The sequence below is a fragment of the Micromonospora sp. NPDC049359 genome (assembly GCF_044466585.1).
Taxonomy (GTDB): domain Bacteria; phylum Actinomycetota; class Actinomycetes; order Mycobacteriales; family Micromonosporaceae; genus Micromonospora.
Genome location: NZ_JBITMW010000007.1, coordinates 40754 through 59369, shown reverse-complemented (window position 1 = coordinate 59369; position 18616 = coordinate 40754). Strand labels below are relative to the sequence as shown.

Annotated in this window: 14 protein-coding genes, 1 pseudogene and 1 riboswitch; of the genes and pseudogenes, 5 read left to right on the top strand and 10 right to left on the bottom strand. The window is 72.5% G+C overall.

The genetic code is table 11. The features are described from left to right. Positions 1-97 precede the first annotated feature (97 nt). Positions 98-2014, top strand: coding sequence for a molecular chaperone HtpG (gene htpG / locus ACIBTX_RS17540; RefSeq protein WP_357121572.1), 1917 nt, complete (start codon positions 98-100; stop codon positions 2012-2014). A gap of 130 nt (positions 2015-2144) precedes the next feature. Here the strand turns inward: htpG and ACIBTX_RS17535 are convergent, their stop codons facing one another. Together ACIBTX_RS17535 and ACIBTX_RS17530 are read right to left on the bottom strand one after the other, a co-directional pair. Further along, the gene (locus ACIBTX_RS17535; RefSeq protein WP_357172185.1) at positions 2145-2798 is read right to left on the bottom strand and encodes a response regulator transcription factor; all 654 of its coding nucleotides are present in this window, start codon (positions 2796-2798) and stop codon (positions 2145-2147) included. Next, positions 2798-3946, bottom strand: coding sequence for a histidine kinase (locus ACIBTX_RS17530; protein ID WP_357121578.1), 1149 nt, complete (start codon positions 3944-3946; stop codon positions 2798-2800). Before ACIBTX_RS17530 ends, ACIBTX_RS17535 begins: the two co-directional genes overlap by 1 nt. A gap of 109 nt (positions 3947-4055) precedes the next feature. On the opposite strand from ACIBTX_RS17530, the gene ACIBTX_RS17525 reads away from it, so the two are divergent. After that, a complete protein-coding gene (locus ACIBTX_RS17525) occupies positions 4056-5492 on the top strand; it encodes a nitrilase-related carbon-nitrogen hydrolase (RefSeq protein ID WP_357172186.1) in 1437 nt (478 codons plus the stop codon). Here the strand turns inward: ACIBTX_RS17525 and ACIBTX_RS17520 are convergent. Next, positions 5470-8286 carry an AfsR/SARP family transcriptional regulator gene (locus tag ACIBTX_RS17520; RefSeq protein WP_396832727.1) on the bottom strand — a complete coding sequence of 939 codons (2817 nt, stop codon included), beginning with the start codon at positions 8284-8286 and terminating at the stop codon, positions 5470-5472. The genes ACIBTX_RS17525 and ACIBTX_RS17520 overlap by 23 nt on opposite strands. 185 nt (positions 8287-8471) lie before the next feature. Between ACIBTX_RS17520 and ACIBTX_RS17515 the strand changes: the two genes are divergently transcribed. Beyond that, positions 8472-8879: a peptidase inhibitor family I36 protein gene (locus ACIBTX_RS17515; RefSeq protein ID WP_396832726.1), complete on the top strand. Its 408-nt coding sequence runs from the start codon at positions 8472-8474 to the stop codon at positions 8877-8879. 102 nt (positions 8880-8981) lie between these two features. Here the strand turns inward: ACIBTX_RS17515 and ACIBTX_RS17510 are convergent, their stop codons facing one another. After that, positions 8982-9470 (bottom strand): peptidoglycan-binding domain-containing protein, encoded by a 489-nt coding sequence (locus ACIBTX_RS17510; protein WP_357121590.1) that lies wholly within the window; start codon positions 9468-9470, stop codon positions 8982-8984. Between the two features lie 268 nt (positions 9471-9738). Further along, positions 9739-9909: riboswitch (cyclic di-AMP (ydaO/yuaA leader) on the top strand. On the opposite strand from ACIBTX_RS17510, the gene ACIBTX_RS17505 reads away from it, so the two are divergent. Next, positions 9909-10577 carry a transglycosylase family protein gene (locus tag ACIBTX_RS17505; RefSeq protein ID WP_357172188.1) on the top strand — a complete coding sequence of 223 codons (669 nt, stop codon included), beginning with the start codon at positions 9909-9911 and terminating at the stop codon, positions 10575-10577. It overlaps the preceding riboswitch by 1 nt. A 75-nt stretch (positions 10578-10652) precedes the next feature. Here ACIBTX_RS17505 and ACIBTX_RS17500 read toward each other — a convergent pair whose 3' ends face one another. The 6 genes from ACIBTX_RS17500 to ACIBTX_RS17475 all read right to left on the bottom strand — a co-directional run bounded on the left by ACIBTX_RS17500 (position 10653) and on the right by ACIBTX_RS17475 (position 16980). Beyond that, the gene (locus ACIBTX_RS17500; protein ID WP_357121596.1) at positions 10653-11009 is read right to left on the bottom strand and encodes a hypothetical protein; all 357 of its coding nucleotides are present in this window, start codon (positions 11007-11009) and stop codon (positions 10653-10655) included. Positions 11010-11112: 103 nt separating this feature from the next. Beyond that, the gene (dinB, locus tag ACIBTX_RS17495) at positions 11113-12300 is read right to left on the bottom strand and encodes a DNA polymerase IV (RefSeq protein WP_357172189.1); all 1188 of its coding nucleotides are present in this window, start codon (positions 12298-12300) and stop codon (positions 11113-11115) included. Between the two features lie 57 nt (positions 12301-12357). Next, on the bottom strand, positions 12358-12795 hold the full coding sequence (locus ACIBTX_RS17490) for a VOC family protein (protein ID WP_357172190.1): 438 nt from the start codon (positions 12793-12795) through the stop codon (positions 12358-12360). 90 nt (positions 12796-12885) lie between these two features. Next, positions 12886-13599, bottom strand: coding sequence for a GNAT family N-acetyltransferase (locus ACIBTX_RS17485; RefSeq protein WP_357172191.1), 714 nt, complete (start codon positions 13597-13599; stop codon positions 12886-12888). Between the two features lie 427 nt (positions 13600-14026). Continuing rightward, positions 14027-15601, bottom strand: a complete 1575-nt coding sequence (locus tag ACIBTX_RS17480) for an FMN-binding glutamate synthase family protein (RefSeq protein WP_357172192.1) — start codon at positions 15599-15601, stop codon at positions 14027-14029. Positions 15602-15849: 248 nt separating this feature from the next. Next, a complete protein-coding gene (locus ACIBTX_RS17475; protein ID WP_357172193.1) occupies positions 15850-16980 on the bottom strand; it encodes an N-acetylmuramoyl-L-alanine amidase in 1131 nt (376 codons plus the stop codon). Positions 16981-17153: 173 nt separating this feature from the next. Between ACIBTX_RS17475 and ACIBTX_RS17470 the strand changes: the two are divergent. Then, positions 17154-17799 (top strand): annotated as a pseudogene (locus tag ACIBTX_RS17470) (hypothetical protein); the annotation flags it as partial. Positions 17800-18616 lie beyond the last annotated feature (817 nt).

Sequence of the window (18616 nt, the reverse complement as noted above, 5' to 3'; positions counted from 1 at the left end):
GAGAATCGGGAATACGACCCGGAGGCGCACACACCCGCGCCGGTGACGGCTCGTATCCTTTGCGCGAACCTCCGTACGAGCCGAGAAGGGAGACGGTGTGAGCAACCAGGCCGAGACGTTGGAGTTCCAGGCCGAGGCGCGTCAGCTCCTGCAGCTGGTCGTCCACTCGATCTACTCGAACAAGGACGTCTTCCTGCGGGAACTCATCTCGAACGCGTCCGACGCACTGGACAAGCTGCGGCTGGCGACGCTCGTCGACAAGGACCTCGTCGCCGACACCGACGACCTGCACGTCGCCATCGAGGTCGACCGGGACGCGCGCACGCTGACCGTGCGGGACAACGGCATCGGGATGACCCGTGACGAGGTGGTCCGGCTGATCGGCACGATCGCCAAGTCCGGCACCGCCGAGCTGCTGCGCCAGCTCCGCGAATCCGCCGACGCCCGCGCCTCGCAGGAACTGATCGGGCAGTTCGGCGTCGGCTTCTACGCCGCGTTCATGGTCGCCGACCGGGTCACCCTGCTGACCCGCAAGGCCGGCGAGACCGGCGGCACCCGCTGGGAGTCCACCGGCGAGGGCACCTACTCGATCGAGTCCGTCGACGAGGCGCCGGCGGGCACCGCGGTGACCCTGCACCTCAAGCCCGCCGACACCGAGGACAACCTGCACGACTACACCGCCGAGTGGACGATCCGCGAGATCGTCAAGCGCTACTCCGACTTCATCGCGTGGCCGATCCGGATGAGCGTCGAGCGCTCGCGGGCTGAGGGCGAGCCGCCCACCAGCGAGGAGCAGACCCTCAACTCGATGAAGGCGCTGTGGGCGCGTCCCCGCGACGAGGTCGACGCCGCCGAGTACAACGAGTTCTACAAGCACGTCAGCCACGACTGGGCCGACCCGCTCGAGGTCGTGCACATGAAGGGCGAGGGCACCTTCGAGTACGAGGCGCTGCTGTTCCTGCCCAGCCACGCCCCGCTGGACATGTTCTCCCCGCAGGGCCGCCGCGGCGTGCAGCTCTACGTCAAGCGCGTGTTCATCATGGACGACTGCGAGGCGCTGGTCCCCACCTACCTGCGCTTCGTCAAGGGTGTCGTCGACGCCCACGACCTGTCGCTGAACATCTCCCGCGAGATCCTCCAGCAGGACCGGCAGATCCAGATCGTCCGCCGCCGCCTGGTCAAGAAGGTCCTCGCCACCGTCAAGGACCTCAAGGCCAACCACGCCGAGCGCTACCGCACCTTCTGGACCGAGTTCGGCGCGGTGGTCAAGGAAGGGCTGATCGACGACGCCGACAACCGCGACACCCTGCTGGAGATCCTGTCGGTCGCGTCCACCCACGACGCGGCGGAGCCCACCGACCTGGCCGGCTACGTGTCGCGGATGAAGGACGGCCAGACCGACATCTGGTACGCCACCGGCGACTCCCGGACCACCATCGAGAACTCCCCGCACCTGGAGGCGTTCCGCGCCAAGGGCCACGAGGTGCTGCTGCTCACCGACCCGGTCGACGAGGTGTGGGTCGAGCGCGTCGGCGAGTACGACGGCCGGCCGTTGCGCTCGATCGCCAAGGGCCAGGTCGACCTGGACACCGACGAGGAGAAGCAGCAGGCCGAGGCCGAGCGTGAGCAGCAGCGGCAGGAGTTCGCCGCGCTGGTCGACTGGCTGGGCACGACCCTGGCCGACAGCGTCCGGGAGGTCCGCCTGTCCTCGCGGCTGACCACCTCACCGGCCTGTGTGGTCGGTGACGCGCACGACCTCACGCCGACGCTGGAGAAGATGTACCGGGCGATGGGGCACGAGGTCCCCTCGACCAAGCGGATCCTGGAGATCAATCCGGGTCACCCGCTGGTCGCCGGGCTGCGCAAGGCCCACGAGCAGGGCGATTCCGGCCCGGCCCTGACCGAGACCGCCGAGCTGCTGTACGGCCTGGCGGTCCTCGCCGAGGGCGGCGAGCTGGCCGACCCGGCCCGGTTCACCCGTACCCTCGCCGACCGGCTGGCGCGCACCCTGTAAGCCTCCTCGCGAACTGTCTCGCCTCGTCGATCATGGAGTTGTGGTGGGTGACAAAGCGCTCATCACGGTGCCTGACAGGCACCATGACTCCATGATCGACGAGGTCGGCAGACCGTGACGTCGCCACCGGTCAGCGACCGGGGATCACCAGGCCGGATTCGTAGGCGATCATGACTGCCTGGGCGCGGTCGCGCAGACTCAGTTTGGCGAGCAGGTTGCCGACGTGAGTTTTCACCGTGTGCTCGCTCAGGTGGTGGTGGGCGGCGATCTCGGCGTTCGACAGACCGGCCGCGATCAGGCGCAGGACGTCCGTCTCGCGGGCGGTCAGGGCGGTCACCGCGGCGGCGAGCGCCGGGTCCGGGTGGCCGCGTCGGTGTAGTTCGCCGATCACCCGGGCGGTGACGCCGGGAGCGAGCAGCGCATCGCCGGCGGCGACCACCCGCACCGCGTTGACCAGGTCGGCTCGTGGGGCGTCCTTGAGCAGGAAGCCGCTGGCACCGGCACGCAGGGCCGCGTACAGGTAGTCGTCGGTGTCGAACATGGTCAGGGCGAGGACCCGGCTCGGGGTGAGTGAGCAGACGTGCCGGGTCGCGGCGACACCGTCGAGAACGGGCATCCGCATGTCCATCAGGACGACGTCGGGACGGTGGTCGAGGGTGGCCCGCACGGCGGCGGCGCCGTCGGGGGCCTCGGCGACCACCTCGATGTCCGGCTCCGCGCCGAGGATCGTGGCGAATCCGGCCCGGAACAGGTCCTGATCGTCGGCGAGCACCACACGCAGCATCAGACGGCCACGGGTGCGCAGAGCGGCAAGGTGGCGGTGACGGTGAAGCCGTGGCTTTCGGAGGCCGGGCCGGTGCGCAGGGTCCCGCCGCAGGTCCGGGCGCGCTCGCGCATGCCGACGATTCCGTATCCGGGCACCCCGACGCCGACAGCCCGGTTGCCGCGACCGTCATCGGTGATCGACACGGTCAGGGCGTCCGCGCTGTAGCTCAGCAGAATGCGGACCGATCGGGCCTCGGCGTGCCGGACCACATTGGTCAGGGACTCCTGCACGATCCGGTAGGCGGCGACCCCGACGTGCGCGGGCGGTTCGACCGGTGGACCGAGGGTGACCTCGGACTGAGATCCGGCGACGGATCCGCACGGCGGGGGTGAGATGGTGAGGACGGCGTCGAGTCCGGTGGCGCGGACGCGTTCGACGAGGACGGGCAGGTGGGCCAGGCCCGGCTGGTCGAGGGACTCATCGGCGGGTTCGTGCAGGCTGCCGACCGCGCGGCGGAGCTGGACGACCGCGTCCCTGCCGGTGGCCGCGATCGTGGCGAACGCCGCGTCGGCGCGGTCCGGGTGGGGGCGGACCAGCAGAGGTCCCGCCTCCGCTTGCACGATCATGACGCCGACCGCGTGGGTGAGGATGTCGTGCAGGTCCCGGGCGATGCGCGCGCGTTCGCGCAGCACGGCCGCCGCACGTTCACCGGCGACGCGACGATCGCGTTCGGCGTGGGCCATGGCCTGGGTACGGCGGGCGCGGGCGCTCGTGCCCAGGGCGTACGCGAAGCTGTAGGCGACCACCAGGTACCGCAGCACCTCCACGTCCGGGTGTGGATAGAGCAGCGAGACCAGCAGGCCGCCGGCGGTGACCAGGATGCCGAGCAGGCGGATCGGCAGGGCGGCCCGCGCCGCGAACGTGTAGAGGCAGACGAGCGGACCGACCGGCAGCAGCGGGGGTGCGCCGAGCGAGGCGGAGACGGTCGTGGCGAGGCCCACGACGACGGCGACCTGGACCAGCGCGCGGTCACGCCACAGCACCGGGACCGAGGACGCGACCGCGAGCGGCAGCACCCACCAGGCACGGGGACCGCCGGCCAGGGCGGGTAGCACGGTCGCGGCCACGGCGGCCACGGTGACGGCGAGATTGACGTACCGCTTCACGCCGGCAGTATGGTCTCGCCGGGCGCTGCCGCGCCTCCCTCCACAGGACCAGATCACCTCCAGTTCGTACGGCGATCCGCCCCGGCCGCTCCCGCCGCACGATCGACGCATGACGACGATCATCGCCGCGCTCCTCAGTGGACTGCTCTGGCTCGGTGGTTCCGGGCTGCACCCGGTTGCCGCGCTGACCTGGCTCGCCCCGATCCCGCTGATCCTCGCCTCGGTGCGGGTACGCCCGAGGACCGCGCTCGGTGCGACGGTTCTCGCCTGGTCGATCGGCCAACTCGGCATTGTCGGGTACTACCGCGGCACGCTGCGACTACCGGTCTTCGTGGTCGGCGGCGTGTTCGTGCTCGGCCTCGGCCTGGCAGCCGGCACGGTCCTGCTCGCCCGGACGCTCCTGCGGCACGGGCGAGTCGGGACCGCTGTTCTCACCGTGCCGTCACTGTGGGTGCTGGGCGAGTACGCCGCGTCCCGCCTGTTGCCGCACGGCGCGTGGTGGAGCCTCGCCTACACGCAGGCGGACGTCCGCCCGGTCATCCAGCTGACCGCGCTCACCGGCGTGTGGGGCGTCACCTACCTGCTGCTCGCCGTCCCGATCGCCCTCGCCGCCCTGCTCGCAGGCCTGCGACCCACCCGCACCGCTCGGCTCGACGGCCCACGCCCGGCCCTCACCTGCCTGCTCGCCCTCCTGCTCGGCGTCGGCGGATGGTCGGCCTGGTCACTGAGTCGCTCCCCGCAGCCGGCCGAGCCGCTGACCGTGGGCCTCGTCGCGCTGCGACAGTCCGAGGACGGGCTCCCGATCGACGAACCGTCCGGGCGGGACCTGCTCACCCGGTACGTTCCGCGGGTCTCGGACCTGGCCGCGCGCGGGGCGCGGATCGTCGTGCTGCCGGAGAAGGTGTTCGCCGTGACAGACGCCACCCTGCCCCTGCTCGTCGAGGCGCTCCAGCAGACCGCGGCCCGGGTCGTCGTCGGCGTGGTGCTGCGGCGGGCCGGGACCGCGAGCAACGTGGCGCTGGTGCTGGACCCGAGCGGAACGATCAGGACGTACGAGAAGCAACATCTGATCCCGGGCCTGGAGGACTGGCTGACGCCGGGCGGCGACGAGGTGATCGTGGACGGGCGGTTCGGCGTGGCGATCTGCAAGGACCTTGACTATCCCGGTCTGGTCCGGCGGTATCGGGCGCAGGGCGTCTCGGTGCTGCTCGTCCCCGGCCTGGATTTCACCTCCGACGGCTGGCTGCACAGCCGGATGGCCCTCGTCCGTGGGGTGGAGAACGGGATCACCGTGGTCCGCGCCGCCGCGTTCGGCCGGCTGACCGTCACCGACCCGGGCGGCAGGGTCGTGGGCGAGGCGACCGCCGGTGACGCGGAGCTGCTGGTCACGGCCGCTCCGACGCGAGGGTCAGGCACTGTCTATTCGCGTACGGGAGACTGGTTTCCGATCGTGTCCCTGGTCTTGTTCGTGATCTCCGTGGGAGCGGCGGTGGGCCGGCCGAGCGGCGGACCCCGCCGACGGGTCACGACCCCCCGGCGGCCGTGAGCCGTTGACGGATCCGCTGCGCGTCCGGGTGGCCCAGCTCGTCGAGGATGCCCAGCGCCGCCCGCCAGCTCCGCGCCGCTTCCGCCGGGTCGCCGGCGTCGACCAACGCCTCCGCCAGGTGCGTCAGCGTGTCCGCCTCGTAGTACCGGTCCCGGAACTCCCGGTACAGCGCCAGCGCGTGCCGGTAGGCGACCACCGCCTCCGCTGGTCGTCCGGCGCGGTGCTGCGCGTAGCCGAGGGTGTCCCACGTGGGCGCCTGGCCCTGCCGGTCGTCGAACTCGCGCAGCAGCTCCAGCGCCTGCTGGCACGCCTCAACGGCGGCGTCGTGCTCGCCGAGCTGGGCCCGGTACCAGCCGACCGCGTTGAGGGCCATCGCCTGCCCGTAGCGATGGCCCGCCTCGCGGTACAGCGCCAACGCCGCCTCGGCATGCCGGACCACCTCGGCTCGCCGGCCCTCCCGGTCGGCCACCTCGGCGAGATCGAGGTAGGTGTGCGCCTGGTTGGCGGGGTCGCCCAGCTCGCGGAACAGCTCCAGCGCCCGCCGGAGCTGACCGGGCGCCTCGTCGAGCCGGCCCAGCCGGGCCTGCGCCCGCGCCAGGCTGCGGTGCGCGTACGCCTGCCCGACCGCCGCGCCGCCGCGCCGCGCCGCCGCCAGCGCCGTCCGCTGCACCGCCAACTGGTCGTGCCAGCCGCCCTGGCGGTCCAGGAAACTGGTCAAGCTCCACGCCAGCTGCCAGGCGTGCCGGTCGGCGCCGCTGGCGGCGCACCGTTCCACGAGCGCGATCAGCACGTCGCGCTCGCGCGTGAACCACGCCATGGCCTCGTCGTGGTCGCCGAACTTCTCCGGCCGCACGCCGGCGACGGCCGGGGCGAGGGTGATCGGATCCCAGTGCGGATGCAGCAGCACGGCCGCGGCGTGCGCGCTGTGCAGGTAGTGGTCGAAGAGTCGGCCGCGCGCCTCGGCCCGGTCGCCGGCCGGGTCGTGCTCGGCGGACAGTTCGGCCGCGAACGCCCGCAGCAGGTCGTGCATGGCGTACCGGTCCGGGGCACGTTCCAGCATCAGGTGCGCATCCGCCAGCTCGGCGAACGCCGCCTGGACGGCCCGCCGGCCGGCACCGACGAGACTGACCCCGGCCGCCGTACTCACCGTCACGTCCGTGCTGCCGCCGACCAGCCGGAACAGCCGCGCGGTCGGCACCGACAGCAGCCGGTACGACCAGGACAGCGCCGCCCGCACGCTGCTGTCGTGGTCGCCCGTGTCGAGCCCGTCCAGCCGGCCGCCGGCCCGGAGCTGCGCGCCCAACTCGGCCAGCGGCAGGTGGGGCCGGACCACCGCCCGCGCCGCCACCACGACCAGGGCCAGCGGTAGCCGGTCACAGAGTCGGACCAGATCGTCGACCGCGGCCCGCTCCGCCTCCGCCCGCGCCCCGATCCGCGCGTACAGCAGGGCCTGCGCGTCGTCGGCGCTGAGCAGATCCAGCACGACCGCCTCGGCGCCCTCGGTGGCCACCAGACCGGTGAGCCGATCCCGGCTGGTCACCAGCACCAGGCAGCCGGCCGCGCCCGGCAGCAGCGGCCGTACCTGCGCGGCGTCCCGGGCGTTGTCGAGCAGCACCAGCACCCGCCGACCGGCGAGCAGGCTGCGGTACAACGCGGTCTGCGCCTGCTCGTCCGCCGGCACCTCGCGCGGCGGCACCCCGAGCGCGGCCAGGAAGCCCCGGACCACCTGCTCCGCGCTTCGGACGACGCCGCTGTGGCTGTAGCCCTCCAGATTGGCGTAGAGCTGCCCGTCCGGGAACTGCCCGGCGACCCGGTGCGCCCAGTGCACGGCGAGGGCCGTCTTGCCGACCCCGCCCGCTCCGGAGAGCACGGCCAGCGGGACGGCCCCGGGTCGCTCCTCGGCGGACGCCCGCAGCGCGTCCAGACGGTCCAGCTCCGAACGCCGCCCGGCGAAGCCCCGGACATCCGACGGCAACTGCGCGGGGACCGGGCGGTCCGGCCGCGACGGGGCGACGATGACCGCGGCGGCCGGCACGGGGGACACCTCCGGGGTCGGCGAGGTGACCTCGCCGCGCAGGATGGCCTGGTGTAGCTGGCGAAGCTCGATGCCCGGGTCCACACCGAGCGCGTCGGCGAGCCGGTCCCGCAGTCGGGCGTAGTACGTCAGTGCCTGCGCCCCGCGACCAGCCGCGGCCAACGCGTGCAGCAGCACGGCGGCGACCGGTTCGTCGAGCGGGTGCTCGTCGGCGAGCCGGGTCAGCGGATCGATCACCGCATCCGGCTCGCCCCGTCGCAACAGCCCACGGGCCCACTGCACGACGGTGTCGGTGTGCCGGCGGTGCCAGTCCTGCCGGACCCGGGCCGCCCACTCGCCCGGCAGCCCCGCCAGCGGCTCGCCACGCCACAGCTCAAGCGCCCTGCGCAGCAGTTCCACCCGTTCGGGGTCCCCGTCGGGCAGCCCGTCGGCACGCTGCCGCAGCGCGTCGAAGTGCGGGCCGTCCACTGTCTCCGGTGGCAGGTCCAGCAGGTAACCACCCGACCGTCGCGCCAACACGTCCGGCGCGCCCGCGTCGGCCAGCACCCGGCGGAGCCGGGCGAGGTAGACGTGCAGGTTGTGGCGAACCCGGGGCGGCGACGCGTCGCCCCAGACCCGGTCCACCAGAGCGTCCAGGTTCACCGGTCGGCCCACGTCGACCGCCAGTGCGGCCAGGACGGCGCGCTGGCGGGCCGCTCCGGCATCGACCGGACGGCCGTTCGCCCAGACCTCGACCGGCCCGAGGACCCGAATCTCCATGAACCGCCGCTCGCTGCACCGCCGGTCGCCCCACCGGCACCCCCGGGACAGCCGGATTGAGGTTCCGGCAGGAATTCGTCGACCTTCCGCGCAGATCATCGTTGCTACAAGGACATCGATCAACGTGATGTCGGCAACTCGACTCGCGGCCGGTTCCGGTCGTGACGACACCGGAGGTCACCATCGTGCGAAGTGCTCTGCGAAGGCTCACGTCCGCGCTGCTCGGTACGATCGCCGTGGGCGCCACGCTCGGCGTCGCCCCGAGTCCGGCCCAGGCCAACTACGCCTGCCCGTCGGGTCTGCTCTGCCTGTACGCCGGGGCCAACTTCAGCGGCGACATCTTCCTGCTCGACGGTCCGTACAACGGATGCAACGACGTCCCGCTGCCCTCGTACTTCCGCAACCGGGCCCAATCGATCATCAACAACCGGCCGTCCGGCACCGTCTCCACCTTCTGGGACAACGCCAACGCCACCGGCCTGCTCGGCTACCAGCACGCCTATGCTACCGGGCGAACCTGGCGTACGACTCGGCCGCGATCGGGGGGAACTGGAATCAGCGGATCGAGGCGGTCCGGGTCTGCTGATCCATGAGCGTCGCCGCGCAGGGGGGGAGCCGGCGACGCCGCACCGGGGGAGGGGCCGCCACGGCGCCGGCCGGAGTCCGCGAGGGCTCCGGCCGGCGCTGTACGGCGGTCAGCCCGGGTAGTAGCAGACGTTGGGAATGACCGGGCCGCCGTTGACCCCGAAGATCGCGAAGCCCATGTAGGCACGTGTCTGCGGGCCGTACTCGCCGTCCTCGGCGATGTTCGCGTACACGATGTCCTCATTGATCTTGTGCTGGGCGTACCGGACGGCGTCCCGGGTCTTCGGACCGTAGTTCCCGTCCAGGCTGAGCGACCGCGCGTAGCAGTTGTTCAGCGCCTCCTGGAGCACCAGCACCGCGGAGCCCGAGTGGCCGTAGGTGAGGTAGCAGCTTTTGTTTCCGGTCTGCCAGCCGACGGTGGGCACGTGCATGTCCGCGCCGCCCGGGTAGCCGCCGACCCGGTAGAAGGTCAGGCTGGTGCACGGGCTGGACGCCTGTGCGGCGGTCGGCGCGGACAGCGTCAGGCCAGCGCCGGCCAGTAGGGCTACGAGGACGGCTGCGGCGCGGCGACGGCCGTTGCGACTCTGCTGGAGCGGCATGATCTCCTCCTGGGGTGTCGTTTCCGGGATGGACCCGGTGTGCTCCAGAGCATCGCTACCGCCCGTCTACGGTTTCCTGTCCGAACGTCAATTCACCGGGACGGCAGGCCCTGATCGGAAACGGTCCATGATGGCCGCTGCACAGGTGGACGTCGTCCGCAACCGCTGGCCGCAGCGCCCCGCGTGAGCCGGTGAACAACTTCACAAGCGGTGGGCGACCGTCACCCACCGTGCCTACCGTCGGTCGGGTCCACCACCGTGGACGCCGCGACCGGCAACGCCAAATCCTGCCCCCGGTCGTCGGAAACAGAACCCGGGCAGGAGCGGGGGACCCAACGTTCCTCGGTGCATGTCACCTCGGGGTGAAGCCGCCAGCGCGCGGCCGGGCTCCTCGGCCCGAACCCGACAGCTCACCTCGCCGGCGTGGAGGAATGATCCATGACGTCTGCGTACACCCCCCGTCATCGACGGGTCACCACCCGCCGCGTCGCCGTCGGTACCCTGGCGGTCGGCGCGGTCACCGGCGCCGTCGCCCTCTTCGGCCCGGCGGCCCCGGCCCAGGCCGGTGTCAACTGGGACGCGATCGCCCAGTGCGAGTCCGGCGGCAACTGGAAGATCAATACCGGGAACGGCTACTACGGCGGGCTGCAGTTCTCCCAGGGCACCTGGGCCGGCTACGGCGGCACGAAGTACGCCGCCCGCGCCGATCTGGCCAGCCGTGGCGAGCAGATCGCGATCGCCGAGAAGGTGCTCGACGGGCAGGGCATCGGCGCGTGGCCGACCTGCGGCCGCAAGGGCGGCTCGTCGGGCGGTACCTCGACGAAGTCCACCGCGAAGTCCCCGACGAAGTCGACCTCCAAGTCGTCGACGTCCACCTCCGGCAAGGAGCGGCCGGCACGCGGCGACCAGCCGGCTACCCGTGGTCACGAGCGGACCGCCCCGGCGGCCGGCGGCGACACGTACGTGGTCGCGCCGGGGGACACCCTGTCGGAGATCGCCGAGCGGCACCCCCGCAGCGGCGGCTGGCAGGCCCTGTACGAGCGCAACCGTCAGCTGATCGGCGCGGACCCGGGCCTGATCTTCCCGGGGCAGCGGCTCGCTCTCTGACGTACGTACCGACGAACGCTCGGCCGGGTCACCGGCCGAGCGTTCGTTCGTCTGGCGCTGTCCTCGCGGGACGGGTCACGCCGCCGAGGCGGCCGACCTCGCCTCGCGGCGGGCCATCACGTCGCCGTTCCAGCCCCAGCGCTGCGCCGGCGCGGCGGCCTCGGCCGTCCAGCCGGTGCCGCCCCCGCCACCGTCGATGGCCGTCTCGACCGAGTCGGGGGTGCTGCGGGCCAGTCGCAACGACTGCTCGGCGGTCGTACGCGCCGCACACGGCCAGGACTGGCCGGCGCACTGGAGGTTGCGGCAGCGACCCTCGTCGTCGGCCTCGTGGGCCTCGAGCACGTCGACCGCGAGCTGCCAGAGCAGCGGGTCGGTCACGTCGCCCGGACGTTCGGCACGACGGCTCGGTCGGTTGCTGGTCTCGTCGGACATGGGCCCCCCTCGTCAGGCTTTCCCCTCAAGACTTCACCTGTGTGCGGCCGGCTAAACCGCCGACCTGCTGTGATGTGTCTCCGGTCGCAGCAACCGGGGCGCTCTAGTCCGGCAATAGCGGCATCTCGACACCGGGAGCGCGGCCGAGCAGCGCCGCCCGGGTGAGCGCCGTCGAGCCGAAGCGGTCGCGGACCGCGTCCACGGCGGCGTCCAGGTCGGCCCCGGTGTTGGCTTGGAACGGCAGCTCCGGCTGCACCGGGTTGTCGTCCAGGTTGCCGACCGAGACGCCGAGCAGGGTGACCCCGCGCCGGTCGATCTCCGGTAGGGCGGCCCGCAGCAGTGTCCGGGCGGCGGCGAGCAGTGCGGTGGTGTCGGCGGTCGCCTTGGCCACGGTGTGCGAGCGGGTGGCGCGGGTGTAGTCGCCGAAGCGGAGTCGCAACACCATGGTGCGTCCGGACCGTCCGGCCGCCCGCATCCGTCGGGTGACCCGGTCGACCAGACCGGCGAGGATGGCGTCCAGTTCCTCCGGCGCAGGTGGGGTACGCCCCAACGCGTGCTGCGCGCCCATCGAGCCCCGCCGCCGGCCCACCTGCACCGCCCGGGGGTCGCGGTTGTGGGCGAGAGCGTGCAGGTGCAGGCCGGCGCCGGCCCCGAGCAGGGACACCAGCGCGGCCTCGCCGAGCCGGGCCACGTCCGCGACGGTACGGATCCGGCGTTCCCGCAGCTTCGCGGCGGTGACCGGACCGACGCCCCAGAGCCGTTCCACCGGCAGTGGATGCAGGAACGCAGTCTCGGCGTCGGGGGCGACAACCAGCAGCCCGTCCGGCTTCGCCACTGCGCTGGCCACCTTCGCCAGGAACTTCGTCCGGGCCACACCCACCGTGATCGGCAGGCCGACCCGGTCGCGGACCTCCCGGCGCAGCCGCTGGGCGATGTCGGCCGGTGTGCCGACCAGCCGGCGCAGCCCGCCCACGTCGAGGAACGCCTCGTCGATGGAGAGCCCTTCGACCAGCGGCGTGGTCTGTCGGAAAATCTCGAACACCGTCCGGCTGGCCTGCGTGTACGCCGACATCCGGGGCGGCACCACGATCGCGTCCGGGCAGAGCCGTCGTGCCTGCTGACCCCCCATCGCGCTGCGCACACCCCGCGCCTTCGCCTCGTAGCTGGCGGCCAGCACCACGCCGCCGCCGACGATCACCGGCCGTCCGCGCAGGCGCGGGTCGTCACGCTGCTCGACCGACGCGTAGAAGGCGTCCAGGTCGGCGTGCAGGATGTGGGCGTCGTGCGACACGTACACATGTTCGCATGACGGCCGGTCGTCGCGGCAGTGAGCTGGGAGAACGCCCGCTCAGTCGAGGCAGAACTCGTTGCCCTCCGGGTCTGCCATGACGATGTGACCGGCGCCGAGCGGGGGAGCGGGCTCGTGTCGGGCGAGCCGTGTGGCACCCCGAGCGGTGAGCCGGTCGGCCTCCGCCTCCAGGGCCGCCATCCGGTCGTCACCCGTCAGCCCCGGCGCGGCCCGCACATCGAGGTGGACGCGATTCTTGGCCTGCTTGCCCTCCGGCACCCGCTGGAAGAACAGCCGTGGCCCCGCCCCCGTGGGGTCGACCACCGCCGACGCGTCGTTGCGTCGCTCCGGCGGCACGCCCATCGCGTCCAACGCGGCCTCCCACGAGTCGAAGCCCCCGGGCGGGCCCTGCAACTCGTAGCCGAGGGTGTCGGCCCAGAACGCCGACAGGGCGGCAGGATCGGCAGCGTCGAACGTTATCTGCACTTCACGGGCCATAGCAGCATCCTCGTTCCCGGTCCGGTCGGTCATGTCGCCATCCTCTCGCGACGGACCGACAGGATCGTTGCGACAGCGGGTGCGGTCCGGTCACAGGTCGTCGAAGGGGCGGGCGTAGCGGAATTCGCCCCGGATCGATCCGTGCCAGGCGGTCAGCGGTCGGGCCATGAAGTACTGCGGGCCCCACGGCTGCGGCGGGGTGACGCCCAGCTCGACGGCCGGCCGGAACCCGAAACGCGGGTAGTACTCGGGGTGCCCGAGGAGCACCACGAGCGCCTCGTCTCGGGCGTCGGCGGCGCCCAGGACCGCGTGCATCAGGGCGCTGCCGACCCCGCGTCGCTGCCAGCCGGGCAGCACGCCGAGCGGCCCGAGACCCAACGCCACCGGCGCACCGGCCACGCGGGCCCGCGTGGCCACCACGTGACCCACCACCAGGCCGTCCGTATCGACCGCCACCAGGGAGTACGCGGGCAGCCACCCGTCGTCGACGCGCAACGCGTCCACGAGCGTCGCCTCGACCGGCAGGCGACCGTCGCCACCGCCGTCGGTGCTCCTGGTGGCGGTGTCCGTGCTGGGCCCGTGCTCCGGATCGTGGTCCGGATCGTGGTCCGGCCCGTGGCCCGGATCGTGGTCCGGATCGTGGTCCGGCCCGTGGCCCGGATCGTGGTCCGGCCGGTGGCCCGGATCGTGCTGCGGCCCGTGCTCCGGATTGTCGGCAGGGCCGTGGTCGGCGGCGGCGAAGGCCGCGGCGTGCACGGCCCGGATGGCGTCGATATCGGCGGGGGTCTCACGTCGGATCAGCACCGCGCCACCATAGGTCGGCCGGGAACACGACTCCACGAGTTATTCGCGCGGCGCCGGATGACGCCGAAGGAGACTCTGGCGGACCCGCTTCTTGGGGGGTGTCGGATGGCACCGCAGAGGCCTCGGGGCGGAAGCACCACAAGAAGCGTGATGCCTGTGAGTCATCAAGATGACTCACAGGCATCACGCTCTTCGGGCGGCGGGCCGGTGGGGCGCGGGCCGGTGGGGCGGTAGGCCCGGCGGCGGTTGGCGGCGGCCCGGTGGCCCGGTGGCCCGGTGGGCCGGTTGGGGCGGTAGGCAGGTTGGCGGCGGGCCGGCGGGCCGGTAGGCGGCGGGCCGGTGGGGCGGTAGGCAGATTGGCGGTGGGCCGGTGGGGCGGTAGGCAGATTGGCGGTGGGCCCCGTGGGCGGCGGGGCGGTGGGCGGGATCAGCCGACGGCGGTGGGTGACGGCGGGGCGCTGCCGCCCTGGGGCGCCTCCGGGATCATCAGCCGGATGATCTCTTTCTGGTCGGCAGGGGAGGGCAGGCCCCAGTGCGGGCGGTACCCGTACACCTCGTGCAGTGGGGTGGAGCCGGTGCGGCCGTCCAGGATCTCCACGGCGTCCGTGCCGATCAGGCCGGGGTGTTCCACGCCGCAGGCCTCGGCGACCTTGGTCAGGTCCCGGCGCAACGTCGCCAGGTAGTTGGCCGCCCGGACGGACTTGAGCGTCGGGTCGAGGCCCCGGGCCAGCCACGCGTTCTGTGTCGCCACCCCGGTGGGGCAGGTGTCGGTGTGGCACTTCTGCGCCTGGATGCAGCCGATCGACAGCATCGCCTCGCGGCCCACGTTGACCATGTCGCAGCCGAGTGCGAACGCCACCACGGCGTTGTCCGGCAGGCCGAGCTTGCCGCTGCCGATGAACACCACCCGCTCGTGCAGGTCGTGTTCCGCGAAGACCTTGTAGACCCGGGAGAAGCCCTGTTGGAACGGGAGCGACACCGAATCGGTGAAGATCAGCGGCGCGGCGCCGGTGCCGCCCTCGCCGCCGTCGACCGTCACGAAGTCGACGCCCCGGCCCGTGTCGCGCATCAGGCCGGCCAGCTCCTGCCAGAAGCTCAGGTCGCCGACCGCCGACTTGATGCCCACCGGCAGGCCCGTCTCGGCGGCCAGCAGCTCCACCCAGTCCAGCAGGCTGTCGCAGTCGGAGAACTCGGCGTGCCGCGACGGGCTCACGCAGTCCCGCCCGGCCGGGATGCCCCGGGTCGCGGCGATCTCGGCGGACACCTTCGCTCCGGGGAGCAGGCCGCCGATGCTCGGCTTCGCCCCCTGGCTCAGCTTGATCTCCAAGGCGCGCACGGGAGCACCGGCGACGAGGTCCTTGAGCCGGTCCAGACTGAACCGGCCGTGTTCATCGCGGCAGCCGAAGTACGCCGTACCGAGCTGGAAGACCAGCTCACCGCCGTTGCGGTGGTACGGCGACAGGCCACCCTCGCCGGTGTTCTGCAGACATCCGGCGAGGGCGGCGCCCTTGTTCAACGCGGTGACGGCGTTGCCGGAGAGCGAGCCGAAGCTCATTCCGGAGATGTTGACCACCGACCCTGGCCGGAAGGCGCGCGCCCGATCCCGGGCCGCGCCGAGCACCTTCGCGCACGGCAGTCGGACGTCGTGCCCGGCCGTCGGCGACGACGGTGGCACGGCCCGGCCGAACGTGCGGTGCTTGATGATCGGGTACCCGGGCGTGAACTCGATGTTGTTGTCCGTACCGAAGCCGAAGTAGTTGTTCTCCTGCTTGGCGGACGCGTACACCCACCGGCGCTGGTCCCGGGTGAACGGCCGTTCCTCGTCGTTGCCCGCCACGATGTACTGCCGAAGCTCCGGCCCGATCGCCTCCAGCAGGTACCGGGCGCGGCCCAGCACCGGGAAGTTGCGCAGCAGCGCGTGGTCGCGCTGGATCAGATCCCTCGCGGCGAGCGCCGCGACGGCGGCGGCGACCGCGGGTACGGCTCGACGGGCCCAAGTCATGCCCAGCACTCTTTCCGCCCGCACCGCCGGCCAAACCGACCGGTCGCGCCGACGCGCTGGTCAGGACCCGGGCTGGGAGATGTTGACCAGCCAGCCAGCCAGCCAGCCAGCCAGCCAGCTAGCCAGCCAGCCAGCCAGCCGATGCCGCATCGTCGCAGGCCGACGGAGGGCCGACAACGAGGCGCGCGGCTTCGCGCTGGTGATGGGCCCGGTGCGGTGCGGGTTCGACCCGCACCGCACCCGGTGGCTCAGCGGTGCCGGAACGACTCGCGGACGGACCCGCCGACGATCGTGCACCACGTGCTGGTGCTGAGCTTGCCGTTGCGGGGCAGGCCGTGCAGCGCCTGAAGGTCCTGCACCGCCTTGCGGGTGGCATGGTCGTAGGCCCCGGTGACGGTGACCGCGTACCCCTTCTTGGCCAGGATCTCCTGCACCGCGGTGACCGGCGCTCCGCTCGCGTGCTGGTCCAACTCGGGCGCCAGCGTCTCCCAGGTCGCCGTGGTCAGCGTGGCGTCCACGTCCACCGGGATGCCGTTGCGGGCCTGCCAGTCCTGCACGGCGGCCACGGTCGCGGCGTCGAACGTGCCGCTGACCGTCACGGCGTAGCCCCGGAAGGCCAGCAGGTGCTGCACCACCCGGACCGACGGCGAGTTGACGAACCGCCACAGGTCGGGCCAGCGACGGGCCGGCACGTCACCGAGCGAGGTGCCGAGGGCGGCGTGCACGCGCCGCCGCAGCTCGGGGAACTGCCGGTAGAAGGCCGCGCCCGGGCAATCGGTCGTGCGGAAGTCCCAGTGGCCGAAGATGTCGTACGCGTGCAGCCCGTACTGCCGGCTGATCGCGACGCAGAGCTTGACCAGCGAGTCGGTGAGCGCCTCCGGTGGCGTCTCGGTGACGTAGGTGCCCTCGTTCTCGATGCCGATGGCCCGGCCGTTCTCACCCGGGCAGTGCGCCGCGATCATCTGGCGGTCGCCGGCTTCGAGGCGTTCCAGGCTGCCCCGGCGGCCCTCCAGTACGTAGCCGCCCCGGCTCACCGTGAAGTGCTGACCGGAGTCCGACCAGCCGTTGCCGTCCATGTGCAGGTCCTGGCAGTCGTGGGCCAGCTTGACCGCCTGCTCGCGGGAGTAGTCGGTGACGTTCGGGAACGCCATGTGATGCACGATGATCTTGTTGGTGGCGATGGCGCTGACCGACAGCGGGTCCGCCGGTGGGCGGGCGCCCCACTCGTCGCAGCCGATGATCCAGTCCAGGTCCGTGCCGGGGGCGGCCTGCGCCGCGCCCGAGAAGGCGAGTTCACTTCCGACGACGGCGACCGCGGCCGCGCCGAGACCGGCGCGCAGCAGTGTCCGGCGGTCCACTTCGGAATGCTCGACGTGCATGACAGCTCCTCCTGCGGCCGACGGCGGGGGGATGAAAAGTAGCTCCAGTGGCCGCACGCAACACGGAGAATATTGCCAGACCCGCCGGCGCGCCAGGGGTCGGCGGCGTTTCCCTGCGCGCTGGTGGGGGTAGGTGGGGCCGACTATCCCCGCTGCCCCTAAGGAATGACCAGATGAGTGACAACGTCAGCGACGCGGTGGGCGACGCCCTCCGCTCGGTGATGCTCTTCCTGCCCAAGGCCGTCGCCTTCGTGGCGATCCTGGTGGCCGGATGGCTGATCGCCAAGGCCGTGTTGAAGATCGTGGAGAAGATCCTCGAGCGGGTCGGCTTCGACCGCGCCGTCGAGCGCGGCGGGATCCGTCGGGCGCTCAACCGATCCCGGTACGACGCCAGCGACATCGTCGCGAAGCTCGTGTACTACGCGGTGCTGCTGCTCACCCTCCAGCTGGCCTTCGGCATCTGGGGCCCCAACCCGATCTCCGACCTCATCACCGCCGTGGTCGCGTGGTTGCCCCGCGCCTTCGTCGCGATCGTCATCGTCGTGGTCGCCGCCGCCATCGCCAACGCCGTCAAGGACATCATCGGCGGCGCGCTCGGCGGGCTGTCGTACGGCCGGGCTCTGGCGGGCATCGCCTCGGTGTTCATCCTCGGCCTGGGCGTCATCGCCGCGTTGAACCAGATCGGCGTGGCCACCGCGGTCACCACCCCGGTGCTGATCGCCGTGCTGGCCACCGTCGGCGGCATCCTCGTGGTCGGAGTCGGTGGTGGCCTCATCCGTCCGATGCAGAGCCGCTGGGAGTCGTGGCTGACCCGCGCCGAGCAGGAGTCGCAGCTGATCGCCACGCACACCCGCGCCTACCGTGCCTCCCGCGCCGAGGCCGAAGCCGAAGCCGCCCGCGCCGAAGCCGCTCGTGTCGAGGAGGCTCGCGCGGCAGAGGCCCGTGCCGAAGCCGCTCGTGTCGAGGCCGAAGCGGACCGCTCGACCGCCGCCCGCGCCGACGCGGACCGCACGCCGGCCGTCGGCCGCCCCTTCGAGGCGGACCGCACGTCGGGGACCACCCTCCCGTCGGATGTCGACGTCACGCAGGTGACGACCCGACCCGCCGACCCCGACGCCACGCAGATCGTGACCCGCCCGTCCGACGCCGACGCCACGCAGATCGTGACCCGCCCGCCGGACGCGGACAGCACGCAGATCGTGACCCGCCCGTCGGACGCGGACGCCACGCAGATCGTGACCCGGCCGTCCGACGCGGACGCCACGCAGGTGACCCCTCGTCAGTCCGATCCCGAGGTCACGCAGGTGGTCACCCGGCCGTCGGACGCGGACGCCACGCAGGTGCGGCCGTCGACCGATGACACGACGCAGGTGGTGGGCCCCGGCCGGGAGGCCGACACGACCCAGGTGATCAGCGGCGGTGCGGTCCCCGGGCAGCGCACCGGCGACGACAGCGAGACCACGACGGTCATCCCGCCCGTGGATCCCGACCGGCGCTGAGCCGGGTCGGGCCGAGCGGCGGGCCAGCGGGGCGGAATCCACCGGGATTCCGCCCCGCTCCCGTCTCGCTCGGCCCGTCGAGAAGCCTGGCCGGGGTCGGCGCGGCCGGTCTACCATCGCCGACATGACCTGGCGAC

What these genes read in the sequence shown, in the direction of transcription:
- ACIBTX_RS17535 (WP_357172185.1), bottom strand. Translation starts at nt 2,798, where the DNA reads ATGCTGCGTGTGGTGCTCGCCGACGATCAGGACCTGTTCCGGGCCGGA.
- ACIBTX_RS17525 (WP_357172186.1), top strand. Translation starts at nt 4,056, where the DNA reads ATGACGACGATCATCGCCGCGCTCCTCAGTGGACTGCTCTGGCTCGGT.
- ACIBTX_RS17520 (WP_396832727.1), bottom strand. Translation starts at nt 8,286, where the DNA reads ATGGAGATTCGGGTCCTCGGGCCGGTCGAGGTCTGGGCGAACGGCCGT.
- ACIBTX_RS17510 (WP_357121590.1), bottom strand. Translation starts at nt 9,470, where the DNA reads ATGCCGCTCCAGCAGAGTCGCAACGGCCGTCGCCGCGCCGCAGCCGTC.
- ACIBTX_RS17505 (WP_357172188.1), top strand. Translation starts at nt 9,909, where the DNA reads ATGACGTCTGCGTACACCCCCCGTCATCGACGGGTCACCACCCGCCGC.
- ACIBTX_RS17500 (WP_357121596.1), bottom strand. Translation starts at nt 11,009, where the DNA reads ATGTCCGACGAGACCAGCAACCGACCGAGCCGTCGTGCCGAACGTCCG.
- ACIBTX_RS17490 (WP_357172190.1), bottom strand. Translation starts at nt 12,795, where the DNA reads ATGGCCCGTGAAGTGCAGATAACGTTCGACGCTGCCGATCCTGCCGCC.
- ACIBTX_RS17480 (WP_357172192.1), bottom strand. Translation starts at nt 15,601, where the DNA reads ATGACTTGGGCCCGTCGAGCCGTACCCGCGGTCGCCGCCGCCGTCGCG.
- ACIBTX_RS17475 (WP_357172193.1), bottom strand. Translation starts at nt 16,980, where the DNA reads ATGCACGTCGAGCATTCCGAAGTGGACCGCCGGACACTGCTGCGCGCC.